Below are 25,593 nucleotides of genomic sequence, written 5' to 3'. Positions count from 1 at the left end.
TTACAAATTGCAGAGGGTGAGCAGGAACGGCACGTCGCTGTCGACCGGACGTGGCTTCAGATCGCCATCCTGCGTCGTGAAGCGCACCCACAGCATGTACTTGTTGGCGCTGGCTTCCGGAATGACGCGAAGGTCGGCGGCGACACGCACCTGCATCAACTGATAGACACGGCCGGTAAGCATCTGCTGATAGCTGCCCTGCTGCGCCATCGCCTTGCTGGCATGGCCGGATTCGCGCGCCAGCCCCAGCACGATGCTGATGGCGTCGCGAATCGGGAACAGCGGGCCGATCCACTTATCGATGTCGTGACGGCGCTGCTCGGCATCGTTGTGACGCCAGGCGTAATACGACGGCAGATCGAAACGGCAGGTGCCACCCGGAATGACCGAACGGCTGCGAATGCTGGCAAGCCATTCGTTGTCGTTCAGGTGCTGACCGGGTTTGCCGGGAATCTGGTTGAGGTTCGCGATGGCCAGCTCGACTTCGCCGATGAATTGTTCGAGCGCGTCGGAGGCGATATCGGGATTGCCGCGATAGGTCTGCAGCGTCTGACGTTGCCGGTCGAGTTCCTTGACCAGTTCGTTCTTCAGATCGGTGCGACCGGCGATGTCGGCAATCTCGAACATCGTGATCAGGGCCGCGTGATGATCGAGCGGCTGATCCTGTCCGACGAAAAAGGCAAAGCGCCCGAACAGCTCTTCTAGCCGAAGCAGCGTGCGAATGCGTTCGTTGAGCGGATATTCGTACAGGATCAAGCGCGTTGGCCCAAAAGTTGGCGCTTTTCAGCGTAATGGCGACATTCTAATGCGGGAATCTGTCGGGTTGCAACGCGAGTGGGCGCTCAATTGGGCACCGAATGCAAGACACCTGCACGAAATGCCTCCCGACATACCTCCAGACATCGGTATTCCAATGTGCTGTAACCGGAAATCACTCGCCGCCGGTCTGCCTGGCGAACTGAAGATAGGCCGCGTGCAGACGGTCGACTTGCGGGGCGAGCGGTGCCTGCTGCGCGTCGTTGTCGATGATGTCGTCCGCCACGGCGAGTCGCTGCGCCCGTGACGCCTGACGTGCCATGATCGCCTGCACCTGCTCGCGTGTGAACCGGTTGCGCGACATCACGCGAGCAATCTGCGTCTCCTCGGTGCAATCGACAACGAGGATGCGCTGCACCCGCTCACGCCATGTGCCGGACTCCACCAACAACGGCACGACGAAAATCAGATAGGGCCCTTCGGCCTCGGCCGCCGCACGCTCGCACTCCGTACGTATCAGCGGATGGGTGATTGCCTCCAAACGCGCTTTTGCGGCGTTGTCAGAGAACACCGCTTCGCGCATGCGCGCGCGGTCGAGTGAGCCGTCCGGTGCGACGAAGGCATCGCCGAAGTCCCGGCGGATCGCAGGCATCGCAGCGCCACCCGGGGCGGTGATGCTGTGCGCGATGGCGTCGGTATCGATGATGGCGATGCCATGCGTGGCAAACAGATTGGCGACGGTCGTTTTGCCGCTACCGATGCCGCCGGTCAGGCCGATGGCGTATGTCATGGAGTTCCTCCGATCCAAAGCATGAGGCTGTCGCCACCGAAGAGCGTGACGATACCTGCGGCGGCAAGAAACGCGCCGAAGGGAAACATCTGATCGCCGCGCAAGCGCCCCATCAGCCACGCGCTGCCCGCAATGACAATGGCGAGCACGCAGGCGACGAGCAGAATTTGCGGTAACGCCGTCCAGCCGAACCACGCGCCGAGCGCCGCGAAAAGTTTGAAGTCGCCGAATCCCATGCCTTCGCGACGCCGTACCAACCAGTACACCCAATACATCGCCCAGAGACTCATATAGCCCGCCGCTGCGCCGATGACAGCCGACGGCAGGCTGGCAAACCAATGGCCGAGGTTACAGAGCAACCCGGCCCAAAGCAGTGGGAGCGTGAGGATGTCGGGGAGCAGTTGCGTGTCGTGATCGATGTAGGCAAGGGCGATCAGCGTCCAGACAAGTCCGAGCGCGCCGACGCTCTGCCACGTCGGCCCGAAACGCCAGGAGATGGCGACACTCAGCACGCCGCTGAGCAGCGCGAGCTGCCATCGACGCGACGGTGCGGGGTCGGAGAGTGCGACGGGCAGGTTGATCGCGCCGACGCCCGACATCTCACTGGTCGAGGCGAGGGCAAGCGGCGAGACCTGTGGTGATGCGGCAGGCAGGGTGTGCGTGTCCGAGCTTTCGGCGGCCTGCAATTCTTCGAGCCACGCGCGCTCGATGGCGGCAGGCACCCGTCGCACGACGACATCGAGGAGCAGTCCGGCAATCACGCCGGAAACCGCAAACAATGCGAGACGCCAGTAGAGAGAGAGTTGCGCGAGCCAGTCGACGAGAAGCAGTTCGGCGTAGCCATTCATGGCGTTCATGCGACACCGTATCCGAGTTGGAACATCGGCAGGTACATGGCGAGGACCATGCCGCCGATCAACAGGCCGAGCAACGTAATCATCATGGGTTCGAGCGTTGCGCAGGTACTGACCAGCGCATGCGACGCTTCCTCGTCGAGCAGGCCGGCGGCCTGATTGAGCATGCGCCCGAGTGTACCCGATTCCTCTCCGATGACGACCAGTTGTGCCACGGCCAACGGCCAGTGTTCGTCGCCTTCCAAGGCTGTCGCCAGACGCTCGCCCCGGGCCACTTTGCGATGCACGTTGTGCGCCGATCGCTGCATCACGAGATTGCCGCACGCGCTGGCGGCGGCGTCCATGGCGTCGGGCAGCGCGACACCGGCATCGAGGAGTGTGCCGAGGGTTCTAGCCCATCGCGCGGCGCTCATCATCCGAAGAATCTTGCCCACGCCGGGCAGACGCAGCAATAGCCGGTCGCGATGACGTCGCAGCGATAGGCTTCGCCTCAAACCCGCAGCGACGACCAGCCCGGCGGCACCTGTGCTCGCCAGCACCCAGTGGCCGTTGTCGAGCGATGCGCGCGAAATGTCGATGAGCCAGCGAGTCAACGGCGGCAACGGCACACCACCACCGGCAGCACTCGCGAATAGCCGCTCGAACTCCGGGATCACCCATTGCAGGAGTGCGACGACGACGGCGACGGCCACCGCCAACACGGTCAGCGGATACGCGAGTGCGCGTTGCAGCTTGTCGCGAACGCTTTGCACGTGATCGTACTGTGCGCTCAGCCGTGCCAGCGTCGGGGCGAGTTGGCCGCTCAGTTCTCCCGCCGCGATCAACTGACAATCGACGCTACTGAAGCGACGGCTGGCACGCGCCATCGCCTGCGCGAGCGGATACCCGAGGGCGACATCCTCCGCGACGGTGGCGGCCAGCCGCTTGAGGCCGCGCGTGTGCGCACCTCGGGCAAGCACGTCGAGGGCGGCGCTCAGCGGCACGCCCGCACCGAGCAATGTCGCGAGACGTCGCACGAGGTCGGTTGCGTCTGCCGGGCGTGTGCGTGCGGCAGATGCGTGGCGACGCTGCGGACGCAGTTGCATGACGGTCAACTGCGGATGCCGATGCCTCAATGCCAGTCGGGCGGCCGCCTCGCCGTGAGCGATCACGTCTCCATGAAGACGCTGTCCATCGGCGTCGCGACCTTGCCATCGCCATCGCCGTAAATGTGTCGATACCGTCATGCGGCACCTTCGCCCGACGTGATCTGTTGTCGCCATTGGCGGGCAGGTGGCGCATGTCTTGCGTCGCCTCGTTGATCTCCTTCCATCCGGTTCAATGACCGTATGCCCGCTATATCGCGTGTTCGCATCTCAGCGGCATCAAGCGGGCAGCGTCGCATTGACATCCTCCTGATCGACAGCGCCAGCATCGACATGCCACAACCCGGCGTCTCGCAGCGTCATGACGCCTTCGCTGCGCGCCTGCGCCGCCAGTTCGTGCGGACTGCGGGCTTGCGCAATGTTGATGGCCTGCGTGGGGCTGATCGGCATCACCTGAAACGCGCCGATGCGTCCGGCAAAACCGGTGCCGTGACAGCGCATGCAGGTGTCCGCGCGGTCCTTTGCAGTCGTCGTGCCGCTAGGCTCGCACCCGGCCGGGCATCGACGCCTGAGCAGGCGCTGTGCGCTGACCAGCAGTAACGTCGACGACAGATTGAACGGGGCGACGCCGAGATCGAAGAGCCGCGCGAGCGTGCTGGGTGCGTCGTTGGCGTGAACCGTGGCAAACACAAGGTGGCCGGTCTGCGCGGCCTGAATGGCGATTTCAGCGGTCTGCGCATCGCGGATTTCGCCCACGACGAGGACGTCTGGATCCTGACGGAGGAACGCACGCAAAGCCGTTGCAAAGTCGAGGCCGGCGCGTTCGTTGAGATTGACCTGCGTGATGCCAGGCAAGCGAATTTCCACCGGGTCTTCGATGGTGACGATGTTGCGCGACGCGTCGTTCAGACGTCGCAGGCAACTATAGAGCGAGACGGTCTTGCCGCTGCCTGTCGGGCCCGTCAGCAAAATCAGGCCGTGCGGCCGCGCAATCGCTTGCGTGAGTGCGAGATATTGCTGCGGCGAATAGCCGAGACCTTCAAGCGAGAGAGGGACTTTCGCGCCATCGAGCAGACGCACCACGAGTTTCTCGCCGTGCAGCGTGGGGAGCGCACTCACGCGACACTCGACGGGTTCGCCAGCTTCGCGCCACACCATGCGTCCGTCTTGAGGCAAGCGCTTTTGTGCGATGTCGAGATTGGCGAGCACTTTCACGCGCGAGACCAACATGTCGCGCGCTGTCAGCGGAACGTCGCCATGCTCCTGCAAGCGACCGTCGATCCGCAGACGGACCCGGAAGCGCTGCGCCATCGGTTCGAAATGGATGTCAGAGGCACCTGCGCGAATCGCTTCGCTCAGTATTCGTTCAAGGCGTTGCAGCGGTGTGGTGAACGCCGGGGTTCCGGTGGACGGCAGAGCGTCGTCGGAGACAATGGTTTGACGCGGCATGACAGGGTTCGGCGAGAGCTGGGTGAAGCTTCAGTCTCGTCAAATCCCTGCGGCGGCTCAATCGGAATAACCTGAAAAACAGCGACAGGTGACCGGGAGTGAACGAGTGCGACGTGATGGCCTCTCGTCGTGCGCGTTGCCTCAGTCGTGATGCGCAGCCCGCGCTATCGGTTTGAACAGGCGTACCGTTTTGATCGCCTGGTTATCGATCTGCACGATTTCCATACGTACGCCGTCGATCTCGAGACTGACCGAAGCTTCGGGGATCTCGCGCAGCACTTCGAGAATCAGGCCGTTGAGTGTCTTCGGGCCGTCGGTCGGCAGATGCAGTCCCAGTCGCCGATTCAGATCGCGAAGGCCCACACCGCCACCCACCAGACAATCGTCGTCCGTCGTCCAGCCCGAACGGCTGCCGCCGGTGCCCGGCACGCTCGTCGTGAACTCGCCGATGAGTTCTTCGATGATGTCTTCGGTCGTCACCAGCCCTTCGACTTCGCCGTACTCGTTGACCACGAGTCCCACGCGTCGATGGTTTTCCTGGAAGTACTGCAACTGTCGCAGGGCGGGGGTGTCGCTCGGAATGAAATACGGTTCGACGAGCAACGCGCGCAACGTATCGACCGTGAGGTCGTCCGGATGACGCAACGCCGAGAGCGTACGACGCACTGGCAGAATACCGACGATGCGATCGATGTCGCCGTCATAGACCGGCAGCTTGTTGTGATAACAGGTTTCGAGTTGCGAGAGGATCGTGTCGAGCGGCGCCGAGATATCGAGCGCTTCGATGCGCGCGCGCGGCACCATCACGTCGTCGACGGCGATGTTCTCGAGATCGAGCAGATTGAGTAGCACACTGCGCGGCTTGGTCGGCATATAGTTACCGGCTTCGAGCACGATGGTGCGCAGTTCTTCGGTGGTCAGACGGGTTTCGCTCGCCGCTGTGCGGGTATCGATGCGCAGCACGCGCAACATGCCACGCACGAACGTGTTGAGCACCCACACCAGTGGCGTCGCCACGGCCACGATGGGCTTGAGCGGCGTGCTGACGGAAAGGGCGATGCGGTCGGGGTACGTCGCGCCGACGATCTTCGGCCCGATCTCCGCGAAGATGATGATGAGCAGCGCGATCATCGCCGTCGCGATCGACAGCGTGATGGCGTCGTTGCCGAAATAGCGCACCGCGATGGACGTGGTGAGCACCGGAACAACCGTGTTGATGACGTTATTGCCGACGAGAATGGTCGAGAGCAGATCTTCCGTGCGCGCTAGCAGTCCCTGTGTCGCGCGCGCACCGTGTACGTTCATGCGTACCAGGTGCTTCAGTCGATGGCGGTTGAGCGCCATCATGCTCGTCTCGGAAATGGAAAAGAATCCCGAGCAGATGATCAGGAAGGCGACGGCGCAGATCTGCGCCCATAAGGGCAAGGCGTCCAAGCGTTTGGGGGCGGCTAAGCGCGGGCGGTGGCAATGAGTCGCCACTATATCAGAGGGGATTGGAACGTTTGCTGCGTCGCCGGACGGCGGGGGCATCACATCGGAGGGATGTGACGGACTACCGACTTTTCGATGTGGCAGACGTGGCGAACGTATCCTGCAGTAGAAATAAAAAAACCGACGGACAAGTCCGTCGGTTTTTTTGCTTTGCTTGAGAGCAAAGTAAATCCTGGTCGGGGTGAGAGGATTCGAACCTCCGGCCTCTACGTCCCGAACGTAGCGCTCTACCAGGCTAAGCTACACCCCGCTTCGATACTGCTACTTCGCTAAGTGCGTCGCGCTATCGAGTAAGAGCATAATTCTAGCAGGCTATTTTTATAATGGGAAGAGGGAAGCGTAGAAATAATTCGTGCGGCAGCATCTGCCTCTTCCTGAGCGCGTGCGAGCGTGTAGTCGAGTGCACCCGTGCGCTTGATTGCGGCGAGGATCGGCTCGAACTTGTCGGTGCCGCCATTCTCGATAGCTTCGCGAACGAGCGCGCGCTCTTCTTCCGTGCCGTGTTGCAGAACGTGAATCAGCGGCAGCGTCGGTTTGCCTTCGCGCAGGTCGTCGCCAGCATTCTTGCCCATCGCATCGGTGTCGCCGGCGTAGTCGAGCCAGTCGTCCATCAATTGGAAGGCAGTACCCAGGCGGCCACCGTATTCGCAGACGGCGGCTTCGGTCTGCGCATCGGCGTTGGCGAGTACGGCCGCCAGTTGCGTCGCCGCTTCGAACAGCGTGGCTGTCTTGTACTTGATGACCTGGAGATAACGCGCCTCGTCCACATCGGGGTCGTGCATGTTCAGCAACTGAAGCACTTCCCCTTCGGCGATGACGTTGGTCGCACGCGCGAGGATCTGCATCACGCGCATGTTGTCCACGCTCACCATCATCTCGAACGAGCGCGAATACAGGAAGTCGCCGACCAGCACCGACGCCGCATTGCCGAACAGCGCATTGGCTGTCTGCTTGCCACGGCGCAGGTCGGATTCGTCGACGACGTCGTCGTGCAGCAGCGTCGAAGTGTGGATGAATTCGATGACGGCCGCCAGCTCGTAGCGGGCGGGCGATGTCACGCCCAGCGCACCGGAGACCAGCAGCAGCAATGCCGGGCGTAGCCGCTTGCCGCCCGAATTGATGATGTATTCCGAGATCTGATTGATCAGGACCACCTCGGAGGCCAGCCGATGGCGGATAAGCGTATCGACGGCTTTCATGTCGTCGGTGATGGCGGCCAGTACGTTCTGGGCAGAAGTCGAAGCAGTCAAGACAAGGCTCGGGTGAGGAAAAATTCGCCCCAAATTATATAGTGGGTGCGGCTACTTTCGGGCACCAGGGCCGCGGAATGACTGGAGTTACGGAAGTCTTTGACGCAAAAGGAGAAAGTCTGTATAATTCCCCGTTTTCGTGCGCGCATTCGTTGCGCCGCGTCCGAAAATACTTCGGAAAGCGGGCTGCGGCGGGGGCGTTCGACCGGTAGGTGGAGTCCTTTCGGGACCCTCGGTCTGCGCGGAAATTCTCTTGTTTATGAGTGAGGTTCAACAATGTACGCGGTCATAAAAACCGGCGGTAAGCAATATAAGGTTGCTGCTGGCGAAAAGCTCAAAGTAGAACAGATACCGGCTGACATTGGCGCTGAAATCACCATTGACCAGGTTCTCGCCGTTGGCGAGGGCGAATCGATTAAGTTCGGTGCGCCGTTGGTCACTGGGGCTTCCGTCAAGGCTACCGTTGTCGCCCAGGGTCGTCACCCCAAGGTGAAGATTTTCAAGATGCGCCGTCGCAAGCACTACCAAAAGCGTCAAGGCCATCGCCAAAACTACACCGAGCTGCGCATCGACAGCATCAACGGCTAATCGATCGAGCTAGGTAAGGAGTTAAGTCATGGCACACAAAAAAGCAGGCGGATCGTCCCGTAACGGCCGCGATTCCGAGTCGAAGCGCCTCGGCGTGAAGGTGTACGGCGGTCAGGCAATCCTGGCTGGCGGCATCATCGTTCGCCAACGCGGTACTCGTATGCATGCCGGCGAAAACGTCGGTATCGGTAAGGACCACACGCTGTTTGCACTGGCCGACGGCCACGTGCAATTCGCCGTCAAGGGCGCAGCGAAGAAGCAAGTGGTTAGCGTGGTAGCGGCAGCGTAAGCTAAGCCTTTTGCCACCAAAAGGCTCCGCTTCCATGCGGAGCCTTTTTTGTTTCTCCCGCCAGCGCGCACTGGATGCAGCGCGGCGTGGATCATCGAACAGTATTCTGGATCGTCTGCGGACGGTCATTAAGCGGGACGGACCCACATGAAATTCATTGACGCAGCGCGAATCGAGGTGATCGCCGGAGACGGCGGCAACGGCTCGGCATCGATGCGCCGTGAGAAATTCGTGCCGTTCGGCGGACCTGACGGCGGCGACGGCGGTCGTGGCGGCAGCGTGCTCGCCGTGGCGGATCGCAACATCAACACCCTGATCGACTACCGATATTCGAAGAAGCATCTGGCGAAGGACGGTGAGCGCGGTCGCGGTTCGGACTGCTACGGCAAGGGCGGCGACGACATCACGCTGCGTATGCCGGTGGGCACCATCATCACTGACATGGACACGGGCGAGACCATCGCCGATCTGACCGAACACGGCCAGGAAGTGGTCCTCGCGCAGGGCGGTGCAGGCGGTCTGGGCAACATCCATTTCAAATCGAGCACGAACCGCGCACCGCGTCAGACGACGCCCGGCAAGCCCGGTGAGCGCCGTATGCTCCAACTTGAGCTGAAAGTGCTCGCGGACGTCGGCCTGCTCGGTATGCCCAATGCGGGCAAGTCGACGTTTATCTCGTCGGTGTCGAACGCGCGTCCGAAGGTCGCCGACTATCCGTTCACGACGTTGCACCCGAATCTGGGTGTCGTGCGCACGGCCCCTGGCCGTAGCTTCGTGATCGCCGATATTCCGGGGCTGATCGAAGGCGCCGCCGAAGGTGCGGGCCTTGGCCACCAGTTCCTGCGTCACTTGCAGCGCACCGGTCTGTTGCTGCACATCGTGGACATCGCGCCTTTCGACGAAGGCGTCGATCCGGTGGCGGACGCGAAGGCCATCGTCCTCGAATTGCAGAAATACGACGAAGAGCTGTTCCAGAAGCCGCGTTGGCTGGTGCTCAACAAGGTCGACATGGTGCCTGAGGCGGAGCGTGAAGCGCGCGTCGCCGACTTCAAGGAACGCTACGGCTGGAACGGCCCGACCTTCGAGATCTCCGCGCTGACGGGCGAAGGTTGCGAGAAGCTGTGTCTGGCGGTGCAGGAGTATCTGTACCAGCAGCGTGGCGCGGTCGAAGAAGCGATCGAAGACGCTGCCGCCGATCCGCGCTTCCGCGTGGGCAGCACCGGTAGCGCTACGCCGGCCGCCGACGCCGCACCACAAATCCCAACGGACGACACGCCAAAGGCGTAAACTCCACATCACTCAAACGCTGGCGCTGACGTCGTAAGGTCTCGAACGTCATCAGGTCCCGGACCATGCGCCAACGCCAGCGATCCGGCTGTTGTGGCCCAATGAGAGACGATCCGCACGCGCGGCATCGTCCCGGGGCACGGTGGTCTCGTCTTCCCAATACATCCGCAGGAGAATCCAGGTCCATGCGTTCGGTCATCGCCGATGCCAAGCGGCTCGTGGTGAAAGTGGGCTCCAGTCTTGTGACCAACGACGGTCGCGGGCTGGATGATGTCGCCATTGCGCGTTGGGCGCAGCAGATCGCCGCATTGCGGCACGGGGGCGACGGACGTCCGCCAAAACAGGTCGTGCTCGTGAGTTCGGGCGCGATTGCGGAGGGGATGCAGCGTCTGGGCTGGGCCAAGCGCCCGAAGGCCATCGACGAGTTGCAGGCGGCGGCCGCCGTCGGTCAGATGGGCCTCGCGCAAGTCTACGAGACGCGTTTCGCCGAGCATGGTGTGCGTACGGCGCAGATTCTTCTCACACACGCCGACCTGGCCGACCGCGAACGCTATCTGAATGCGCGCACGACGCTGCTTACGCTGCTGCGTCTGGGCGTGGTGCCGATCATCAACGAGAACGACACCGTCGTGACCGATGAAATCAAGTTCGGCGACAACGACACGCTCGGCGCGCTGGTCACGAACCTGATCGACGGCGACGCGCTCGTCATCCTGACCGACCAGTCGGGCCTCTACACGGCCGATCCCCGCAAGGACCCCGATGCCGAGTTTGTGCACGAAGCCGAAGCCGGGGACGAACGTCTCGAAGCGATGGCCGGAGGTGCGGGCACGAACATCGGTCGCGGTGGCATGCTGACGAAGATTCTGGCGGCTAAACGCGCGGCGACTAGCGGCGCACACACGGTGATCGCGTCGGGTCGCGAAGCGGACGTACTGGTGCGTCTGGCCGGTGGTGAAGCCATCGGCACGCAACTGGTGGCGCGCACGGCGGTGCTGACCGCTCGCAAGCAATGGATGGCCGATCACCTTCAGGTGCGCGGTCGTGTGGTGATCGATGCGGGCGCGTGCAAGAAGCTGATGGAAGAGGGCAAGAGCCTGCTGCCGATCGGTGTGATCGACGTCGAAGGGACGTTTGCCCGTGGCGAAGTCATCTCGTGCGTCGACGAGGCGGGCCATGAGGTCGCGCGCGGCCTGTCGAACTACAGCGCTTCGGAGACGCGCCTCATTCGTCGTCACCCGAGCAGCGACATCGAGCAGGTGCTGGGCTTTGCAAACGAGCCCGAACTGATTCATCGCGACAACCTGATCCTGCGCTGATCCGCATCCGCGCAGAGCGTCAGACAAAAAACGCCGACACGTGATTACGTGATCGGCGTTTTTTGCATCGTGATGCCGCAGATGTGACGGCGTCGGTACGGCACAGACTTAGCGATAGGCGGCGGGCGTCGTCGGATAGCGCAGGTTCTGGACGATATCCTTGGCGGAGCCGTACGGCGTCTTGTCCTGGCAGAGGAAGTCGCGGTACAGAATGCCCTGATACGCGGTCGAACCGTACGGCTTGATCGGACGCCATTCGCTGTTGCGCGCCGCTGCCCACGTGCCGTCCGGACGGCCGGTTGCGTACAGACGCGATTCGAACGACGAGCAGTGGATGCCCTCGTACGACACGTTGCGCGCACCGCTCTTGCTGCGGATCACCGCGATGTAGCGCACCACGCCGTCTTCCCGGGTGACTTCGATGGACTTCGCGTCGACGGCGTAGTCAAGCGTGGCATTCGGCAGGGTCGAGAAGCTGATCAGATCGGCGTCTTGCGGCGCGGCGGTCGGCATCTTGTATTCCGCCTCCTTCCACTTGCCCTTGGCGGCTTCTTGCTGCGCCATGTATTCGTCAAAGTCCTGAACGGGCTGGGACACGCTGCTGCAGGCGGCGATCAGCGCCAGAGCGGCCAGAGAGACAAGCGTGGCCAGGCGCGGGGCGCGGCGGGCAATCGAAGGACGCATGGGAATGTGGTCGTGAGATCAAAAAAAGCCGACGCGGGCAACCGTGCCCGCGTCCGGTGTTGAGACAGGCCGTCAGGCGCCCGGTTCAGTGCCCCCGGCGGTGCTGAAGGTCGGCACTGTCGGCGTTACCGGCGTTGGCGGCAGGATCGGCGGTGTTGCTGTCGTCACTGTCGCCACAATCGCCGCCGCCGTAGCTGTCCTCCTGCTCGTGCAGCGCATCCGTAGCCCCCGGCGGCATCTCGCCGACCCGGGCACCGGCGCGCGGAAACCGTCGCCGGTCCTGCTGGGCGCGTGCGGCCGAGCGTCGCAGATAACGCGAGAGTTCGTTCAGGGCGAGCTGATACACATCGCGCTTGAATTCGATCACAGCGTCGAGCGGCACCCAGTATTCGTTCCAACGCCAGGCGTCGAACTCGGGATGATCGGTTGCGCGCAAGCAGATATCGCAGTCGCGGCCGACCATGCGCAGCAGGAACCAGATCTGCTTCTGGCCCCGGTAATGTCCGCGCACTTCGCGTTTGATGAACTTGTCCGGCACCTCGTAACGCAGCCAGTCGCGTGTGCGACCGATGATTTTGACGTGTTCTGGCTTTAGCCCGGTTTCCTCGTGCAATTCTCGGAACATGGCCTGTTCTGGCGTTTCGCCGTACTTGATGCCGCCTTGCGGGAACTGCCAGGAGTGCTCGCCCAGCCGCTTGCCCCAGAACACTTCATTGCGTGCGTTTAAGAGGATGATGCCGACGTTCGGGCGAAAGCCTTCACGGTCAAGCATACAACCACCCTTGAATCCTTTAAAATTGCTTCGATTATAAACAGATAATCACCGGCGCGGCGGCCGGCGGCGGCTCGGGTAACCGGGGCGGCGCGTACGGCCGGCGGGTGTCTCAGGGCATGCGAAGATGGTGCACGGCGTCAATCTTGCATCAATCCGTATTCCCCCGGACCCGCTTCCCTGCATCAGACCGAACCGTCGCGTGCGCCGTTGACCCTATTTTTTCCCGGAAATCTGCATGAAAGCCTCTCGTTTCTTCATCGGCACCCTCAAGGAAGCTCCCGCCGACGCCGAAATCGTCAGCCACAAGCTGATGATGCGCGCCGGCATGATTCGCCGCGTTGCCGGCGGCATCTACGATTACCTGCCGATCGGCCTGCGCTCGATCCGCAAGGTCGAAGCCATCGTCCGTGAAGAAATGAACCGCGCCGGTGCGCTGGAACTGCTCATGCCAGCCGTGCAGCCGGCCGAACTCTGGCAGGAGTCGGGGCGCTGGGAGAAGTACGGCCCGGAACTGCTCCGTCTGAAAGATCGTCACGACCGCGATTTCGTCGTCGGCCCGACCCACGAGGAAGTGGTGACGGATATCGCTCGCCGCGAGATCAAGAGCTATCGTCAGCTGCCGGTGAACTTCTATCAGGTGCAGACGAAGTTCCGCGACGAAATTCGTCCGCGTTTCGGCGTGATGCGTGGCCGCGAATTCATCATGAAGGACGCCTATTCCTTCGATAAGGACCGCGCAGGCCTGCAAGTGTCGTATCAGAAGATGTTCGACGCCTACGTGCGCATCTTCACGCGCCTGGGTCTGGAGTTCCGCGCTGTGGTGGCCGACAACGGCTCCATCGGCGGCTCGGGCTCGCACGAATTCCACGTGATCGCCGAGACCGGTGAAGACGCCATCGCCTACTGCCCGACGTCGGACTATGCGGCCAACGTCGAGATGGCCGAAGCGCTGCCGCCGCAAGGTGAGCGTCCGGCCGCTGCCGAAGCCATGACCAAGACCGCGACGCCGGGCAAGGCCAAGTGCGAAGCCGTGGCCGAGCTGCTCTCGATCCCGCTGGCGCGCACCGTCAAGTCGATCGTGCTCGCAACCGACAGCGACGACACCGGCACGCAGGTCTGGCTGCTGTTGTTGCGTGGCGACCATGAGCTCAACGAGATCAAGGCGAGCAAGGTGCCGGGTCTGGGCGAACTGCGCTTCGCGAGCGAAGCCGAGATCGTCGAATGGTTCGGCACGCCGCCGGGCTATCTGGGCCCGATCGGCACGAAGAAGCCGGTCAAGCTCGTGGTCGATCGCAGCGTCGCGCACATGAGCGACTTCGTGGTGGGTGCGAACGAGAAGGACTTCCACATCACCGGCGTGAACTGGGGCCGCGATCTGCCGGAGCCGGAAATCGTCGCCGATCTGCGCAACATCGTGCCGGGCGACGCGTCGCCGGACGGCAAGGGCGAGATCGCCCTGTGCCGTGGCATCGAAGTCGGTCACGTGTTCCAGTTGGGGACGAAGTACTCGGAGGCGATGAGCGCCACGTTCCTCGACGAGAACGGCAAGCCTGCCCCGATGGAGATGGGCTGCTACGGCATTGGCGTCACGCGTATTCTCGGCGCGGCCATCGAGCAGAACTTCGACGACCGCGGCATCATCTGGCCGGAATCGATTGCGCCGTTCGAAGTCGTGCTGTGCCCGATGGGTTACGACCGCAGCGACGCCGTGCGGGCTGCCGCCGACAAGCTGTACGAAGACCTGGCGGCCGCTGGCGTCGACGTGATTCTCGATGACCGTGGCGAGCGTCCGGGCGTGATGTTCGCGGACTGGGAGCTGATCGGCGTGCCGCATCGCGTGGTGATCGGCGACCGTGGCCTGAAGGAAGGCAAGATCGAGTATCAGGGCCGTCGCGACACGGAAGCCCAGTTGCTCGACGCCGCCTCGGTGGCGGAAGTCGTCACCGGCAAGGTACGCGCCGCCAAGGCGGTCTGATCGAGTGACGTGTGACGCGTTACCGGTGGTCGCCGGTAGCGCGTCGCGCGGTGCTCAGGTCTCGCGCGCCTTGTATCGGCACAAACGCATTACCTGACGGCAGTCGCCCCGGCGGCTGCCGTTGTCATATCTGAAGGCGTCGTCTGTATGGAATACACGTTCGCGTCGGCCACCGTGCTGTTGCTGCTGATTACCGATCCGTTCGGCAACATCCCCATTTTCGTGAATGCACTGAAGAACGTGCCCGCGAGCCGACGGCCGCGCGTGATCGTTCGCGAGGTGCTGATCGCGTTTGCGATCCTGCTGCTGTTCATGCTGGTGGGGGAGCGATTCCTGCGCATGATGAGCCTCACCGACCTGTCATTGCAGCTCGCTGGCGGCATCGTGCTGTTCCTGATTGCGCTGCGGATGATCTTTCCGCGTCCTGACCACGGCTCGTTGCCGGATGCCGGTGAGCCGCTGATCGTCCCGCTGGCGATCCCGGCGCTGGCCGGGCCGTCGGCGCTCGCGACCGTCATGCTGCTGGTTTCGCAGCAACCGGGACGCATGCTCGAATGGATTACCGCGCTCAGCGTGACGATGGCCGTGTGCGCGGTGGTGCTGTTGCTTGCCGACCGTATCGAGCGATGGTTGGGTTCGCGGGTCGTGGCGGCGTTCGAACGGTTGATGGGGCTGATTCTGGTGGCGATCTCGGTCGAGATGATCCTGAAGGGCGTGAAAGTCTTCGTCCACCAGTTCTGATGCCCGTTGAAGCGCCCGCCGCTGTCGGACGTCACAAAAGTAAAGGGGCCTTGCGTGAGCAGGCCCCTTTCTTATTTGTCGCGGGACACACCCTGCGACGGTGTTGCGTGCTTATCAGCGCGGCGTTGTCAGCGCGCGAATCGCGGGCAGGTTGCGCCAGTATCCTTTGGCGTCCATGCCGCAACCGAAGACGTAGCGATCCGGCACGGTGAAGCCGCAGAAATCCGGATGCGACGGCTTGTCCTTCGTCAGGATCTTCTCGCACAGCACGGCGCTGTAGAACTTCGACGCGCCCATCTCGAGAATGCGGTCGCGAATCGCGGCCATCGTCGCGCCTTCGTCGAGAATGTCGTCGAGCACGAGCACCACGCGGTCGCGCACCGAGTCGCGCGGCGCAACGCGCCACTGCATCGCACCGCCAGTGGTGGTGTTGTTGTAGCGCGAGAGGTGGATGTAGTCGAATTCGAGCGGGAAGTCGAGACGCGGCAACAGCATGCCAGTGAAGACGGCTGCGCCACCCATGACCGACAGCACCATCGGGAAGTCGTCGCCGACGGCGGCCTTGATGGCTTTGGCCATGGTGTCGACGGACCGGTTGACCTCGTCCGAGGAGACGATTTCTTCGGAATTACGGAATACTTCGAGCGCTTCTTCGCGGTTCATATGGGGCGACCCTGTGGAACGGTGTTGCGGGGGTTTCGCTATGTGCGGCCCGGAGTATATACGGAAAGCCCGTAGTTCAGACCGGACCGCGACCGGATGAGTCTCAATCAGCGCATGCCGGGCATCATGCCCTTCATGCTGCGCATCATCTTCATCATGCCACCGCCTTTGAGTTTCTTCATCATCGTGCGCATCTGATCGTACTGATTCAGCATGCGGTTGACTTCCTGCACCTGAACGCCCGCACCGGCGGCGATACGGCGCTTGCGGCTCGCCTTGATCAGTTCCGGCTTGGCGCGCTCGGCGGGCGTCATCGAGTTGATGATGCCTTCCATGCGACGCACCTGCTTCTCGGCCTGATCCATATTGGTCTGGCTGGCGGCGGCCTGGAACTGGGCCGGCAGCTTGTCCATGAGCGACGACAGGCCACCCATCTTCTTCATCTGACCGATCTGCGCCTTGAAGTCGTTCAGATCGAAGTCGCCACCCTTCTTGACCTTGTCGGCGAGCTTTTGCGCGGCCTGAACGTCAACGCCGCGCTGGGCTTCCTCGACGAGCGCGAGAATGTCGCCCATGCCGAGAATCCGGTTCGCCATGCGATCCGGGTAGAAGACTTCGAGGCCGTCGAGCTTTTCGCCGACACCGACGAACTTGATCGGTTTGCCGGTAACGTGACGCACCGACAGTGCCGCACCGCCGCGCGAGTCGCCGTCGAGCTTGGTGAGCACCACGCCGGTGAGCGGCAGCGCGTCGTTGAAGGCGCGGGCGGTGTTCACGGCGTCCTGACCGAGCATGGCGTCGACGACGAACAGCGTTTCGATCGGTTTCAGCTCAGCGTGCAGGGCACTAATTTCCTGCATCATCGCTTCGTCAATACCAAGACGGCCTGCCGTATCGACGAGCAGCACTTCATGGTGATGGCGACGTGCCCAGTCCACAGCGGCGCGGGCGATATCGACCGGCTTCTGGTCGGGTTGCGACGGGAAGAAGTCGGCGTCGACCTGTTTCGTGACCGTCTCCAACTGGGCGATAGCGGCAGGGCGGTAGACGTCGGTGGAAACCGTGAGGACTTTCTTCTTCTGGGCGCGCAGCAGCTTGGCGAGCTTACCGACCGTCGTCGTCTTACCCGCACCCTGCAAACCGGCCATCAGGATGATGGCGGGCGGGGTGGTGGCGAGATTGAGTTCGGCGGCACGGCCTTCGTAATCGCCGCCCATGAGCGCGGTCAGTTCGCGCTGCACCACGCCAACGAGGGCCTGGCCGGGCGACAGACTGGAAATGACTTCCTCACCGAGGGCCTTTTCCTTCACCTTGGCGATGAAATCGCGCACCACCGGCAGGGCGACGTCGGCCTCGAGCAGGGCGAGGCGCACTTCGCGCAGCATTTCCTGCGTGTTGGCCTCGGTCAGCCGGGCTTCGCCGCGCAGGGTCTTGACGACTTTGGCAAGGCGCGTAGTGAGATTGTCGAGCATGAAACGTATCCTGTAAGACCTTCAGCGGCCTCGGTTGCCCGCCCCCCGGCCGTAGACGGCGGTGGCAAGCACGGCAGCGCGCCCCTCATGGGCTGGTGTAAACTTCAAACATGACTATTTTACTGTATGCGCTGACCGCCATCCTCTACGCCGGGTTGGCGGTTTGTTCGTGGCAAGGATACCGGCGCGACGCCGCGCTCGCACTCGCGGGCGGACAAGTCGCGCCTGCGCCTGTCACGGGCACGCCCTCGCGCTGGCCGATGCAGCTTTCGCTGTTCGCCGCGCTCGTGCTGCACGGGGTGTTGCTGCATCAGACGATCTTCCGCGCCGACAGCATGCACTTCGGTTTCGCGTACATGCTCTCGGCCATGTTGTGGCTCTCGGTCGGCATCTACTGGATCGAAAGTTTCTTTTTCCCGCTCGAGAGCCTGCGACTGATGGTCACACCCGTGGCGGCTGTCGCGTGTCTGTTGCCGATGATTTTTCCGGACGTGCGCATTCTGGGCTTTGCCGCCAATCCGGTGTTCAAGGCGCACTTCATCATCGCCAACATGGCCTACGGGCTGTTCGCGCTGGCGGCGCTGCACGCATTGCTGATGATCTATGCCGAGCGGCAACTGCATCCGTCGCGCAGCAACGAGGCGACGGGCTGGCTCTCGCGCTGGCTTGAGACGCTGCCGCCGCTGCTCACGATGGAGAAGCTGCTGTTCCGTCTGATCGGCGCGGGGTTCGTGCTGCTCACGCTGACGCTGATCTCCGGCGTGATGTTCTCCGAGGCGCTCTTCGGGCGCGCGGTGCGCATCGATCATAAGACCGTGTTCGCGGTGGTGTCGTGGCTGATGTTCGGCGCGGTGCTGCTGGGGCGGCATTTTTACGGATGGCGCGGCAAGGTCGCGCTGCGTTGGGTTCTGGCGTCGTTCGTGGCGCTGTTGCTGGCGTATGTCGGTTCTCGCTTCGTGCTTGAGGTGGTGCTGCATCGCATGACGGAGACTTGAAGCGCGATGCGCAATATCCTGTTGTTACTGTTGCTCCTTATTGCCGGGACGTGGTGGATGCGCCACAACGAGCGTAAGCGCAATTCCGACGGCCCTCAGCGTAATGAGCGCATGCGCACGCCGCAGGGCAATGGCGGCCAGACCACGGCTCAGCAATCGCTGCCGCCCGCCGAGCGCATGGTGCGTTGCAGCGAGTGCGATACCTATCTTCCCGAAAGCGAATCGCTGTCGGGTGCCGGTGGTAAACATTTTTGCAGCACGGCGCATCGCGACGCCTACCTCGCGCGCGAACACCGCGTCTGAGTCCCGCTGCGCGGCCCGTCCGCGCAGCGATCGCGCATCCCTGCACATCTCGCCCGTCCCCCTGTTTTCCTGCGAACGCTGTGCATCGCCGCTCACGGCTTGCACCGGCTTGCGCATGCCTGTCGCATGCACTAAAACACAGTAACCGACCCCATTCGTTGAGCCGTGTCGAAACGGTCTTGCAGGCGGAAGGGGCGACGACAGGAGGGCGCAACATGCTAATGCGCAGACGGATGTATTTCCTTCTTCCCGATCTGGCCAGTGCCCAGCGCACGATGAGCGATCTGTTGCTCGCCCGGATCGAGGAGCGTCACATCCACTTTATGGCACGTGACGAAATGGACCTGGAGGGACTGCACGAGGCTAACCTGCTACAGACTTCCGATATCGTGCACGGCGCCGAAGCCGGGCTCGTGATCGGCGGCTTCTGTGGTCTGGCAGTCGGTGCAGTCGCGGCGTTTTTCCCCATCGTGGGCACACGTCCCCAATGGGAGTTGATGATCGTGACGGCACCGCTCGGCGCGCTGTTCGGCGCATGGGTGTCGAGCATGATCGGTGTCTCGGTGCCTAACTCGCGACTCAAAGCGTTTCGTGAACCGCTGGAGCGCGGCATGATCCTGCTGATGGTGGATGTGCGCGAGAGCCGCGTCGAGGAGATTCGCGAGATGCTCAAGGAGCATCACCCCGAAGCCCATATGGAGGGCATCGAGGCCGCGATTCCGGCGTTCCCCTGAAATCGAACGGAGGGAGAGCAAGGACAGTGACGTTATTGAGAGTGCAAACGCGTTTCACCGGCCGGCAACGGCCATTAGCGTCGCACCTGTGAGCGGCGCGGGATGGTGTCCGTGTTGTATGACACGAGAGCGGTGCCATCCCCGGGCGTGGACACGCCCACGGAAGCCTCTCGGCCAAGTCAGGCGAGGGGCTTCTTCTTTGGGAATTTCCTTTTTATTTTTCGACTTGTTTCAGGCGAAGTCCCACATGACACTGGGACTTCGCCTGCCTCGCGGCGGACTTCCCGATCGGGCCGGTCACCGGCGACGTCACGCCAAGTGGGCTACAATGCCACCCCTCGCTCTACGGGAGTTCGTTGTGCCCGTCATGCTCCAGTCATCTGCGTCCCCTAACGTTTCGCTCCGGCCGTTTGCCCCGCTTCTATCTAGCCCGTCTCCATCGATGCGTCGATTCGGACGGTGCAACGGTGTCGACGCCGCCACGCGTTTGCGAGGTGATGCATGAACGCACCGGACAAACTGCCGACGCTCACACTCGACGCCGAAGGATGGGTGCGAGAGGCGGAGCGTCTGCCGTCGCCGAACTTCGACGTGCGTCCGCCGCAAATGCCCATCGGCTTGCTCGTGGTCCACAACATCTCGCTGCCGCCGGGGCAATTCGGTGGCGACGAGATTCCGGCGTTCTTCCAGAATCGGCTCGATCACGACGCGCATCCGTTCTTCGACGAGATTCGCGGCGTGCACGTGTCGTCGCATTTTCTGGTGCGTCGCGATGGTGCGTTGCAACAGTACGTCTCGTGCGACGCACGGGCGTGGCATGCGGGGGCGTCGTCGTTCGAGGGACGCACACGCTGCAACGATTTCTCGATCGGCGTCGAACTGGAAGGGACGGACGACGTACCTTTCACGGCGGCGCAGTACGCGACATTGGCGGCGCTCACGCGCGTTTTGCGTGAGCATTATCCGATTCAAGCCGTGGCCGGACATGCCGATATAGCACCTGGTCGGAAGACGGACCCGGGGCCACACTTCGAGTGGCAACGGCTGCGTCGGATGGCCGCGCTGGAACCGGAGGCGCTGCCGTTTCAGAAGGCAGATTAACCCTCACCGGGGGGCAGGTTTTGCTTGACACGAAGACCCGACGGGCCTTCCCGGGAATGAAATTTTTGATTTTGCGGAGTGCGTCATCTCCACTATACTTAGTGCCAATCCGGCCCCCAACCACTACATATAGTGGTCAGTGACCGGGAAGCAAGATCCATCAATACCGTGCTTGTCCTGCGGCGTTTTGTGGGGCGGCACAGCAGCAAAGCCGTGCAGCGGACACCTCGAACCCTTGGCCGTCCGTCGGTCGTGCGGTGTTCAGCACTTCGCTCCATCGGCGCCCCCAGGGCGCATTTTTGCCGACTTCAGTACTCAGTATTGCTGGTGGAAGTGCGCTAACAGCACCATCTCATTGGAACGGGAGTTTTTACATGCAGACTAACGAAAACCTCACCCGCCCGAACCCGACGCCCGCCGCGAACGCTGGCAGTGGCACGGGTGCGTCGGCGCCCCAGACGACGGGCGCATTCGAGCCGGCGACCAACGCCGACTTCAAAGTGATCCGACGCAACGGCACGGTGGTGGGTTTCGAGCCGTCGAAGATCGCAATCGCCGTGACCAAGGCGTTCCTGGCAGTGAACGGCGGTCAGGGTGCGGCTTCGGCGCGCGTACGCGAGCTCGTGGAACAGTTGACGGAAAACGTCGTGCGCGCATTGGTGCGCAGCCGCCCGAACGGCGGTACGTTCCACATCGAAGACATTCAGGATCAAGTCGAACTCGCGCTGATGCGTGAAGGCGAGCACAACGTCGCCCGCGCCTATGTGCTGTACCGCGAGAAGCGTTCGCAAGAGCGCGCTCACGCCGGTGAGGCCACGCAAGAGGCGGCAACGCCCGACACCCCGGGGCTCAATGTCACCGACAACGGTGTGTCGCGTCCGCTCGACATGGCGGCGCTGCGCGGCGTGGTGAACGCAGCCTGCGACAATCTCGGCAGTGAAGTCACCGCCGAGCCGATTCTGGCCGAGACCATCAAGAACCTGTACGACGGCGTGCCGCTGTCGCAGGTCTACGATTCGGCGATCCTCGCCTCGCGTACCCTGATCGAGAAGGAACCGGCGTACAGCCAGGTCACCGCACGTATCCTGATGCACACGATCCGCCGCGAAATCCTTGGCGAAGAAGTGCCGCAGGGCGAGATGGCCGCGCGTTACATCGAATACTTCCCGCGTTTCATCAAGCAAGGCGTTGACGCTGAACTGCTCGACGAGCAACTGCTCTCGTTCGATCTGGTCAAGCTGGCCGCCGCGCTCGACGCCAACCGCGACCTGCAATTCAACTACCTCGGCCTGCAAACGCTGTACGACCGCTACTTCCTGCATATCGATAGCCATCGCATCGAAATGCCGCAGGCGTTCTACATGCGCGTGGCCATGGGTCTGGCGCTGAACGAAGTCGAGCGCGAAGCACGTGCGATCGAGTTCTATCAGATCCTGTCGAGCTTCGACTTCATGAGCTCCACGCCGACGCTGTTCAACTCGGGCACGCGTCGCTCGCAGCTCTCGTCGTGCTACCTGACGACCGTCTCGGACGATCTGGAAGGCATTTACGAAGCGCTCAAGGAAAACGCACTGCTGTCGAAGTTCGCCGGTGGTCTGGGCAACGACTGGACGCAGGTTCGCGCACTCGGCTCGCACATCAAGGGCACGAACGGCAAGAGCCAGGGCGTGGTGCCGTTCCTCAAGGTGGTCAACGACACGGCCGTGGCCGTGAACCAGGGCGGCAAGCGCAAGGGCGCGGTCTGCGCCTACCTGGAAACGTGGCACCTGGACATCGAAGAATTCCTGGAGCTGCGCAAGAACACGGGTGACGATCGTCGCCGTACGCACGACATGAACACGGCGAACTGGATTCCCGATCTGTTCATGAAGCGCGTGATGGAAGGTGCTGAGTGGACGCTGTTCTCGCCGTCGACCTGCCCGGATCTGCACGACAAGTACGGCAAGGCATTCGAACAGGCTTACACGGCATACGAAGAGAAGGCCGCACGCGGCGAGATCAAGCTGTTCAAGAAGGTGCCGGCACAAGCGCTGTGGCGCAAGATGCTGGGCATGCTGTTCGAAACCGGCCATCCGTGGATCACGTTCAAGGATCCGTGCAACATCCGCTCGCCGCAGCAACACGTGGGCGTGGTGCACTCGTCGAACCTGTGCACGGAAATCACGCTCAACACGAGCGAGACGGAAATCGCCGTGTGTAACCTCGGCTCGGTGAACCTCGTGGCTCACCTGAAGCAGACGGCCAACGGTTACGAGCTGGATCACGAGAAGCTGCAACGCACCATTCGTGTGGCGATGCGCATGCTCGACAACGTCATCGACATCAACTACTACGCGGTGGCGAAGGCGCGCAACTCGAACCTGCATCACCGTCCGGTGGGCATGGGCATCATGGGCTTCCAGGACTGCCTGCACCTGCTGCGTACGCCGTATGCGTCGAACGCCGCCGTCGAGTTCGCCGACCGTTCGATGGAAGCGGTTTGCTACTACGCTTACTGGGCGTCGACCGAGCTGGCCAAGGAACGCGGTCAGTACTCGTCGTACAAGGGCTCGCTGTGGGATCGCGGCATCTTGCCGCAGGACTCGCTCAAGCTCCTGATGGAAGAGCGCGGCGGTTACGTCGACGTCGATCTGTCGAGCACGCTCGAGTGGGACAGCCTGCGCAAGCACATTGCCGCGCACGGCATGCGCAACTCGAACTGCGTGGCTATCGCTCCGACGGCCACCATCTCGAACATCATCGGCGTGTCGGCTTGTATCGAACCGACGTTCCAGAACCTGTACGTGAAGTCGAACCTGTCGGGCGAATTCACGGTGGTCAACGAGTACCTGGTGCGTGACCTGAAGGCCCGCGGTCTGTGGGACGAAGTGATGGTCGCCGACCTGAAGTACTTCGACGGTTCGCTTGCCCGTATCGACCGCGTGCCGGCCGACCTGCGCGAGATCTACGCCACGGCGTTCGAAGTCGAGCCGAAGTGGCTGGTCGAGGCGGCGTCGCGTCGTCAGAAGTGGATCGATCAGGCGCAGTCGCTCAACATCTATATGGCTGGCGCGTCGGGCAAGAAGCTCGACGAGACGTACAAGCTGGCCTGGACGCGTGCACTGAAGACCACGTACTACCTCCGTACGATGGCCGCAACGCACGTCGAGAAATCGACGGTCAGCCACGGCGCGCTGAATGCGGTGCCGAGCTCGGGTGGTGTATCGGGTGGCTTCTCGGCCGAGCCGACCTCGCCGCTGGCGCAGCCGATGCCGGAAGCCGAAGGCGCGGTCTGCACGATGCGTCCGGGCGACCCGGGCTTCGAAGAGTGCGAGGCTTGCCAGTAAGTTGTTTGTGATGCGGTGCCGCATGTCACATGCGGCTCGCGTCTTCGGGAAAACCCCGTCGATCCGAAAGGACGACGGGGTTTTTCTTTGGCGGCGGCTAACGCCCGTTTTCGGATCAGGCCAGATCGATGCGCATCGACAGATCGAGCGTCTGGCCGTGAGCGAGTACCACGTGGTCGGTGTCGAACTCGCCCACGCGATGCGTCGACGGCTCCAGGCAGAGATAGGGGCGACCGGCGGGCGAATGCAGCACGAGCCAGGTCGCATCGTCGCTGCGCACGGTGGCGCTGCGCAGCCCGCCAGCGTAGTCGATGCGGGCGTCGAAGCGTCCCGACTCGGTGGGGACTTCGGCGAACCAGGTCGAACGTCCGCCCGTATCGAGGCCGCCGCCGACCGACACCACTTCCATCGCCCCAACGTGCACGCGTTGCTCGCTCGGCCAGCGGATGTCTTCAGACGGCGAGCGCCAGAGCGCCTCGGATTCGAACGTCACGCGCGCGCCGGCGGGCCAGCGGAAGTACGGGTGCAGGCCGAGCCCTGCGGGCATCTCCTGCGCCGAGAGATTGGTGAGCGAGAGCTGCATATCGACGCCTTGATCGTCGAGCGTCACCGAAAGGTAGGCCTGATAGTGCCAGGGCCATTCGGGTTGGGCGGGACTGTCGAGTTGCAGCACGCAGCAATGCGCGCTTTCGTCGACGACCTCCCACGCGCGTCGCAGTCCCCAGCCGTGCAGCGAACTCGACGTGGCGGGTGTCTCGTGAACGGCGATGGTGTTGCCGCGCCAGTGCAGCGTGTCGTCGCGCAACATATTGGTATACGGCAGCATTGGGAACGCACCGGCCTTGGGCCATTCGTCGGAGGAAAATGGCTCGTTGCCGAGCGGTACGAGGTAGTCGAACAGGTCGCCGCGGGTGTCGCGACGCGCCAGACGCGACAGGCGCGCGCCGCAACCCGGCTGCACTTCGGCGATAAGTGCCCCCCTGGCGAGGCGGATCGGTTTGCCGGGGTTGAGGGTGAGCGGTGTCGGACCCGGTTGATCAGCCGGGGTGGCCGGGGCCTGTGCGCCGTCGGCGCGTGAGGATGTCATCGTCAGTATCTCCTTCGTTGGCGCCGGGGAGGTGGAGGCAGTGGCGCGCGCCGGAATCTCGTGTTCCGGTCCGCGACGCTTTGGCGCTTGCCGCACAGGATACGCCAATGCGGCCGCGCGTCATTTTGATGCACTGCAAACGCTGTCGTGCAGCGTCGTTTCGTGGCAAGATGCCGGTCCCGCAAGGCCGCGCGTCACGTGACGACGGTATGCTCGCAAACACTAGGTATTGTGGTGGTGGCATAACTCGACACAATATATGGTGTCGATGGACTGGAATGCGTGACGGTATTGTGCTAAATTGGAGTCATTCGATCGACGTCGGGAGATCATGATGTTGCAAGACAAAGATTGCAGCCTCGGGACCGGTGTCATCGTCGACGTGGTCATTCAAATTAGCGCGAAAGCGAATCTGCTTTACCCCCAATACCAAGCATTGCCACTCGCGGATTTTTCGTCGTCGTCCTCTGATTGACGGCAGCAATATCGCAATTTTTTCGTCGGCCTTCGTGAGCGAACGGCTGATCTGTCACTTCGGCGATACACGTACCCAATGTGTTTCGCATCAACCTGAACGGA

At 62.6% G+C, this 25,593-nt stretch carries 24 protein-coding genes and 1 tRNA gene; 12 read left to right on the top strand and 13 right to left on the bottom strand.

Annotated elements, in window-relative coordinates:
- The 6 genes from zapD to ACIQWO_RS22785 all read right to left on the bottom strand — a co-directional run bounded on the left by zapD (position 1) and on the right by ACIQWO_RS22785 (position 6,281).
- Positions 1 to 756, bottom strand: a complete 756-nt coding sequence (gene zapD, locus ACIQWO_RS22810) for a cell division protein ZapD (protein WP_039393327.1) — start codon at positions 754 to 756, stop codon at positions 1 to 3.
- Between the two features lie 175 nt (positions 757 to 931).
- Positions 932 to 1,546, bottom strand: a complete 615-nt coding sequence (gene coaE / locus ACIQWO_RS22805; RefSeq protein ID WP_402829125.1) for a dephospho-CoA kinase — start codon at positions 1,544 to 1,546, stop codon at positions 932 to 934.
- Positions 1,543 to 2,403 carry a prepilin peptidase gene (locus ACIQWO_RS22800; RefSeq protein WP_402829123.1) on the bottom strand — a complete coding sequence of 287 codons (861 nt, stop codon included), beginning with the start codon at positions 2,401 to 2,403 and terminating at the stop codon, positions 1,543 to 1,545. Before ACIQWO_RS22800 ends, coaE begins: the two co-directional genes overlap by 4 nt.
- A complete protein-coding gene (locus tag ACIQWO_RS22795) occupies positions 2,400 to 3,626 on the bottom strand; it encodes a type II secretion system F family protein (RefSeq protein ID WP_402829121.1) in 1,227 nt (408 codons plus the stop codon). Before ACIQWO_RS22795 ends, ACIQWO_RS22800 begins: the two co-directional genes overlap by 4 nt.
- Positions 3,627 to 3,764: 138 nt before the next feature.
- Positions 3,765 to 4,934, bottom strand: a complete 1,170-nt coding sequence (locus ACIQWO_RS22790) for a GspE/PulE family protein (RefSeq protein ID WP_402829119.1) — start codon at positions 4,932 to 4,934, stop codon at positions 3,765 to 3,767.
- Positions 4,935 to 5,075: 141 nt separating this feature from the next.
- A complete protein-coding gene (locus tag ACIQWO_RS22785) occupies positions 5,076 to 6,281 on the bottom strand; it encodes an HlyC/CorC family transporter (RefSeq protein ID WP_402829117.1) in 1,206 nt (401 codons plus the stop codon).
- Between ACIQWO_RS22785 and ACIQWO_RS22780 the strand changes: the two genes are divergently transcribed.
- On the top strand, positions 6,280 to 6,405 hold the full coding sequence (locus tag ACIQWO_RS22780) for a hypothetical protein (RefSeq protein WP_263596972.1): 126 nt from the start codon (positions 6,280 to 6,282) through the stop codon (positions 6,403 to 6,405). The genes ACIQWO_RS22785 and ACIQWO_RS22780 overlap by 2 nt on opposite strands.
- A 193-nt stretch (positions 6,406 to 6,598) precedes the next feature.
- Here the strand turns inward: ACIQWO_RS22780 and ACIQWO_RS22775 are convergent.
- A tRNA-Pro gene (locus ACIQWO_RS22775) sits at positions 6,599 to 6,675 on the bottom strand.
- Between the two features lie 19 nt (positions 6,676 to 6,694).
- Positions 6,695 to 7,624: a polyprenyl synthetase family protein gene (locus ACIQWO_RS22770; RefSeq protein ID WP_233327767.1), complete on the bottom strand. Its 930-nt coding sequence runs from the start codon at positions 7,622 to 7,624 to the stop codon at positions 6,695 to 6,697.
- A 327-nt stretch (positions 7,625 to 7,951) separates the two neighbouring features.
- Here ACIQWO_RS22770 and rplU point away from each other — a divergent pair, with 327 nt between their 5' ends.
- The 4 genes from rplU (at position 7,952) to proB (ending at position 11,158) form a co-directional block, all read left to right on the top strand.
- Positions 7,952 to 8,263, top strand: a complete 312-nt coding sequence (gene rplU / locus ACIQWO_RS22765) for a 50S ribosomal protein L21 (RefSeq protein ID WP_039393314.1) — start codon at positions 7,952 to 7,954, stop codon at positions 8,261 to 8,263.
- A 28-nt stretch (positions 8,264 to 8,291) separates the two neighbouring features.
- On the top strand, positions 8,292 to 8,552 hold the full coding sequence (gene rpmA, locus ACIQWO_RS22760) for a 50S ribosomal protein L27 (protein ID WP_039393311.1): 261 nt from the start codon (positions 8,292 to 8,294) through the stop codon (positions 8,550 to 8,552).
- Between the two features lie 147 nt (positions 8,553 to 8,699).
- Entirely contained in the window at positions 8,700 to 9,839 is a 1,140-nt protein-coding gene (gene cgtA, locus ACIQWO_RS22755; protein ID WP_402829113.1) for an Obg family GTPase CgtA, read from the top strand.
- A 185-nt stretch (positions 9,840 to 10,024) separates the two neighbouring features.
- On the top strand, positions 10,025 to 11,158 hold the full coding sequence (proB, locus tag ACIQWO_RS22750; protein ID WP_150737373.1) for a glutamate 5-kinase: 1,134 nt from the start codon (positions 10,025 to 10,027) through the stop codon (positions 11,156 to 11,158).
- Positions 11,159 to 11,266: 108 nt separating this feature from the next.
- On the opposite strand, the gene ACIQWO_RS22745 is transcribed toward proB, so the two are convergent.
- Together ACIQWO_RS22745 and ACIQWO_RS22740 are read right to left on the bottom strand one after the other, a co-directional pair.
- Positions 11,267 to 11,842, bottom strand: a complete 576-nt coding sequence (locus ACIQWO_RS22745) for a CNP1-like family protein (protein WP_402829110.1) — start codon at positions 11,840 to 11,842, stop codon at positions 11,267 to 11,269.
- Between the two features lie 85 nt (positions 11,843 to 11,927).
- Positions 11,928 to 12,614 carry an RNA pyrophosphohydrolase gene (locus ACIQWO_RS22740; protein WP_402829108.1) on the bottom strand — a complete coding sequence of 229 codons (687 nt, stop codon included), beginning with the start codon at positions 12,612 to 12,614 and terminating at the stop codon, positions 11,928 to 11,930.
- A 238-nt stretch (positions 12,615 to 12,852) separates the two neighbouring features.
- Here ACIQWO_RS22740 and ACIQWO_RS22735 point away from each other — a divergent pair, with 238 nt between their 5' ends.
- Complete coding sequence (locus ACIQWO_RS22735) at positions 12,853 to 14,592, top strand: proline--tRNA ligase (protein WP_402829106.1); 1,740 nt, start codon at positions 12,853 to 12,855, stop codon at positions 14,590 to 14,592.
- Between the two features lie 147 nt (positions 14,593 to 14,739).
- The gene (locus ACIQWO_RS22730; protein WP_039393298.1) at positions 14,740 to 15,333 is read left to right on the top strand and encodes a MarC family protein; all 594 of its coding nucleotides are present in this window, start codon (positions 14,740 to 14,742) and stop codon (positions 15,331 to 15,333) included.
- 114 nt (positions 15,334 to 15,447) lie between these two features.
- Here ACIQWO_RS22730 and ACIQWO_RS22725 read toward each other — a convergent pair whose 3' ends face one another.
- A complete protein-coding gene (locus ACIQWO_RS22725) occupies positions 15,448 to 15,996 on the bottom strand; it encodes a hypoxanthine-guanine phosphoribosyltransferase (protein WP_150737378.1) in 549 nt (182 codons plus the stop codon).
- Positions 15,997 to 16,103: 107 nt separating this feature from the next.
- Positions 16,104 to 17,468, bottom strand: a complete 1,365-nt coding sequence (gene ffh / locus ACIQWO_RS22720; protein WP_150666578.1) for a signal recognition particle protein — start codon at positions 17,466 to 17,468, stop codon at positions 16,104 to 16,106.
- A gap of 110 nt (positions 17,469 to 17,578) precedes the next feature.
- Here ffh and ACIQWO_RS22715 point away from each other — a divergent pair, with 110 nt between their 5' ends.
- The 5 genes from ACIQWO_RS22715 to ACIQWO_RS22695 all read left to right on the top strand — a co-directional run bounded on the left by ACIQWO_RS22715 (position 17,579) and on the right by ACIQWO_RS22695 (position 23,927).
- Positions 17,579 to 18,463: an inner membrane protein YpjD gene (locus ACIQWO_RS22715; RefSeq protein ID WP_039393291.1), complete on the top strand. Its 885-nt coding sequence runs from the start codon at positions 17,579 to 17,581 to the stop codon at positions 18,461 to 18,463.
- Between the two features lie 6 nt (positions 18,464 to 18,469).
- Positions 18,470 to 18,766, top strand: a complete 297-nt coding sequence (locus ACIQWO_RS22710) for a PP0621 family protein (RefSeq protein ID WP_402829103.1) — start codon at positions 18,470 to 18,472, stop codon at positions 18,764 to 18,766.
- Between the two features lie 221 nt (positions 18,767 to 18,987).
- Positions 18,988 to 19,500 carry a DUF1269 domain-containing protein gene (locus ACIQWO_RS22705; protein WP_150737723.1) on the top strand — a complete coding sequence of 171 codons (513 nt, stop codon included), beginning with the start codon at positions 18,988 to 18,990 and terminating at the stop codon, positions 19,498 to 19,500.
- A 501-nt stretch (positions 19,501 to 20,001) separates the two neighbouring features.
- Entirely contained in the window at positions 20,002 to 20,601 is a 600-nt protein-coding gene (gene ampD, locus ACIQWO_RS22700) for a 1,6-anhydro-N-acetylmuramyl-L-alanine amidase AmpD (protein ID WP_402829101.1), read from the top strand.
- Between the two features lie 374 nt (positions 20,602 to 20,975).
- Complete coding sequence (locus ACIQWO_RS22695) at positions 20,976 to 23,927, top strand: ribonucleoside-diphosphate reductase subunit alpha (protein ID WP_402829099.1); 2,952 nt, start codon at positions 20,976 to 20,978, stop codon at positions 23,925 to 23,927.
- A gap of 115 nt (positions 23,928 to 24,042) precedes the next feature.
- Here the strand turns inward: ACIQWO_RS22695 and ACIQWO_RS22690 are convergent, their stop codons facing one another.
- Positions 24,043 to 25,014, bottom strand: a complete 972-nt coding sequence (locus ACIQWO_RS22690) for a hypothetical protein (protein WP_402829097.1) — start codon at positions 25,012 to 25,014, stop codon at positions 24,043 to 24,045.
- Positions 25,015 to 25,593 lie beyond the last annotated feature (579 nt).

Origin of the sequence: Pandoraea sp. NPDC090278, from assembly GCF_044772185.1 — a bacterium.
Taxonomy (GTDB): domain Bacteria; phylum Pseudomonadota; class Gammaproteobacteria; order Burkholderiales; family Burkholderiaceae; genus Pandoraea.
The sequence above is the reverse complement of the archived record's forward strand: the minus strand, read 5'-3'. Positions and strand labels throughout refer to the sequence as shown.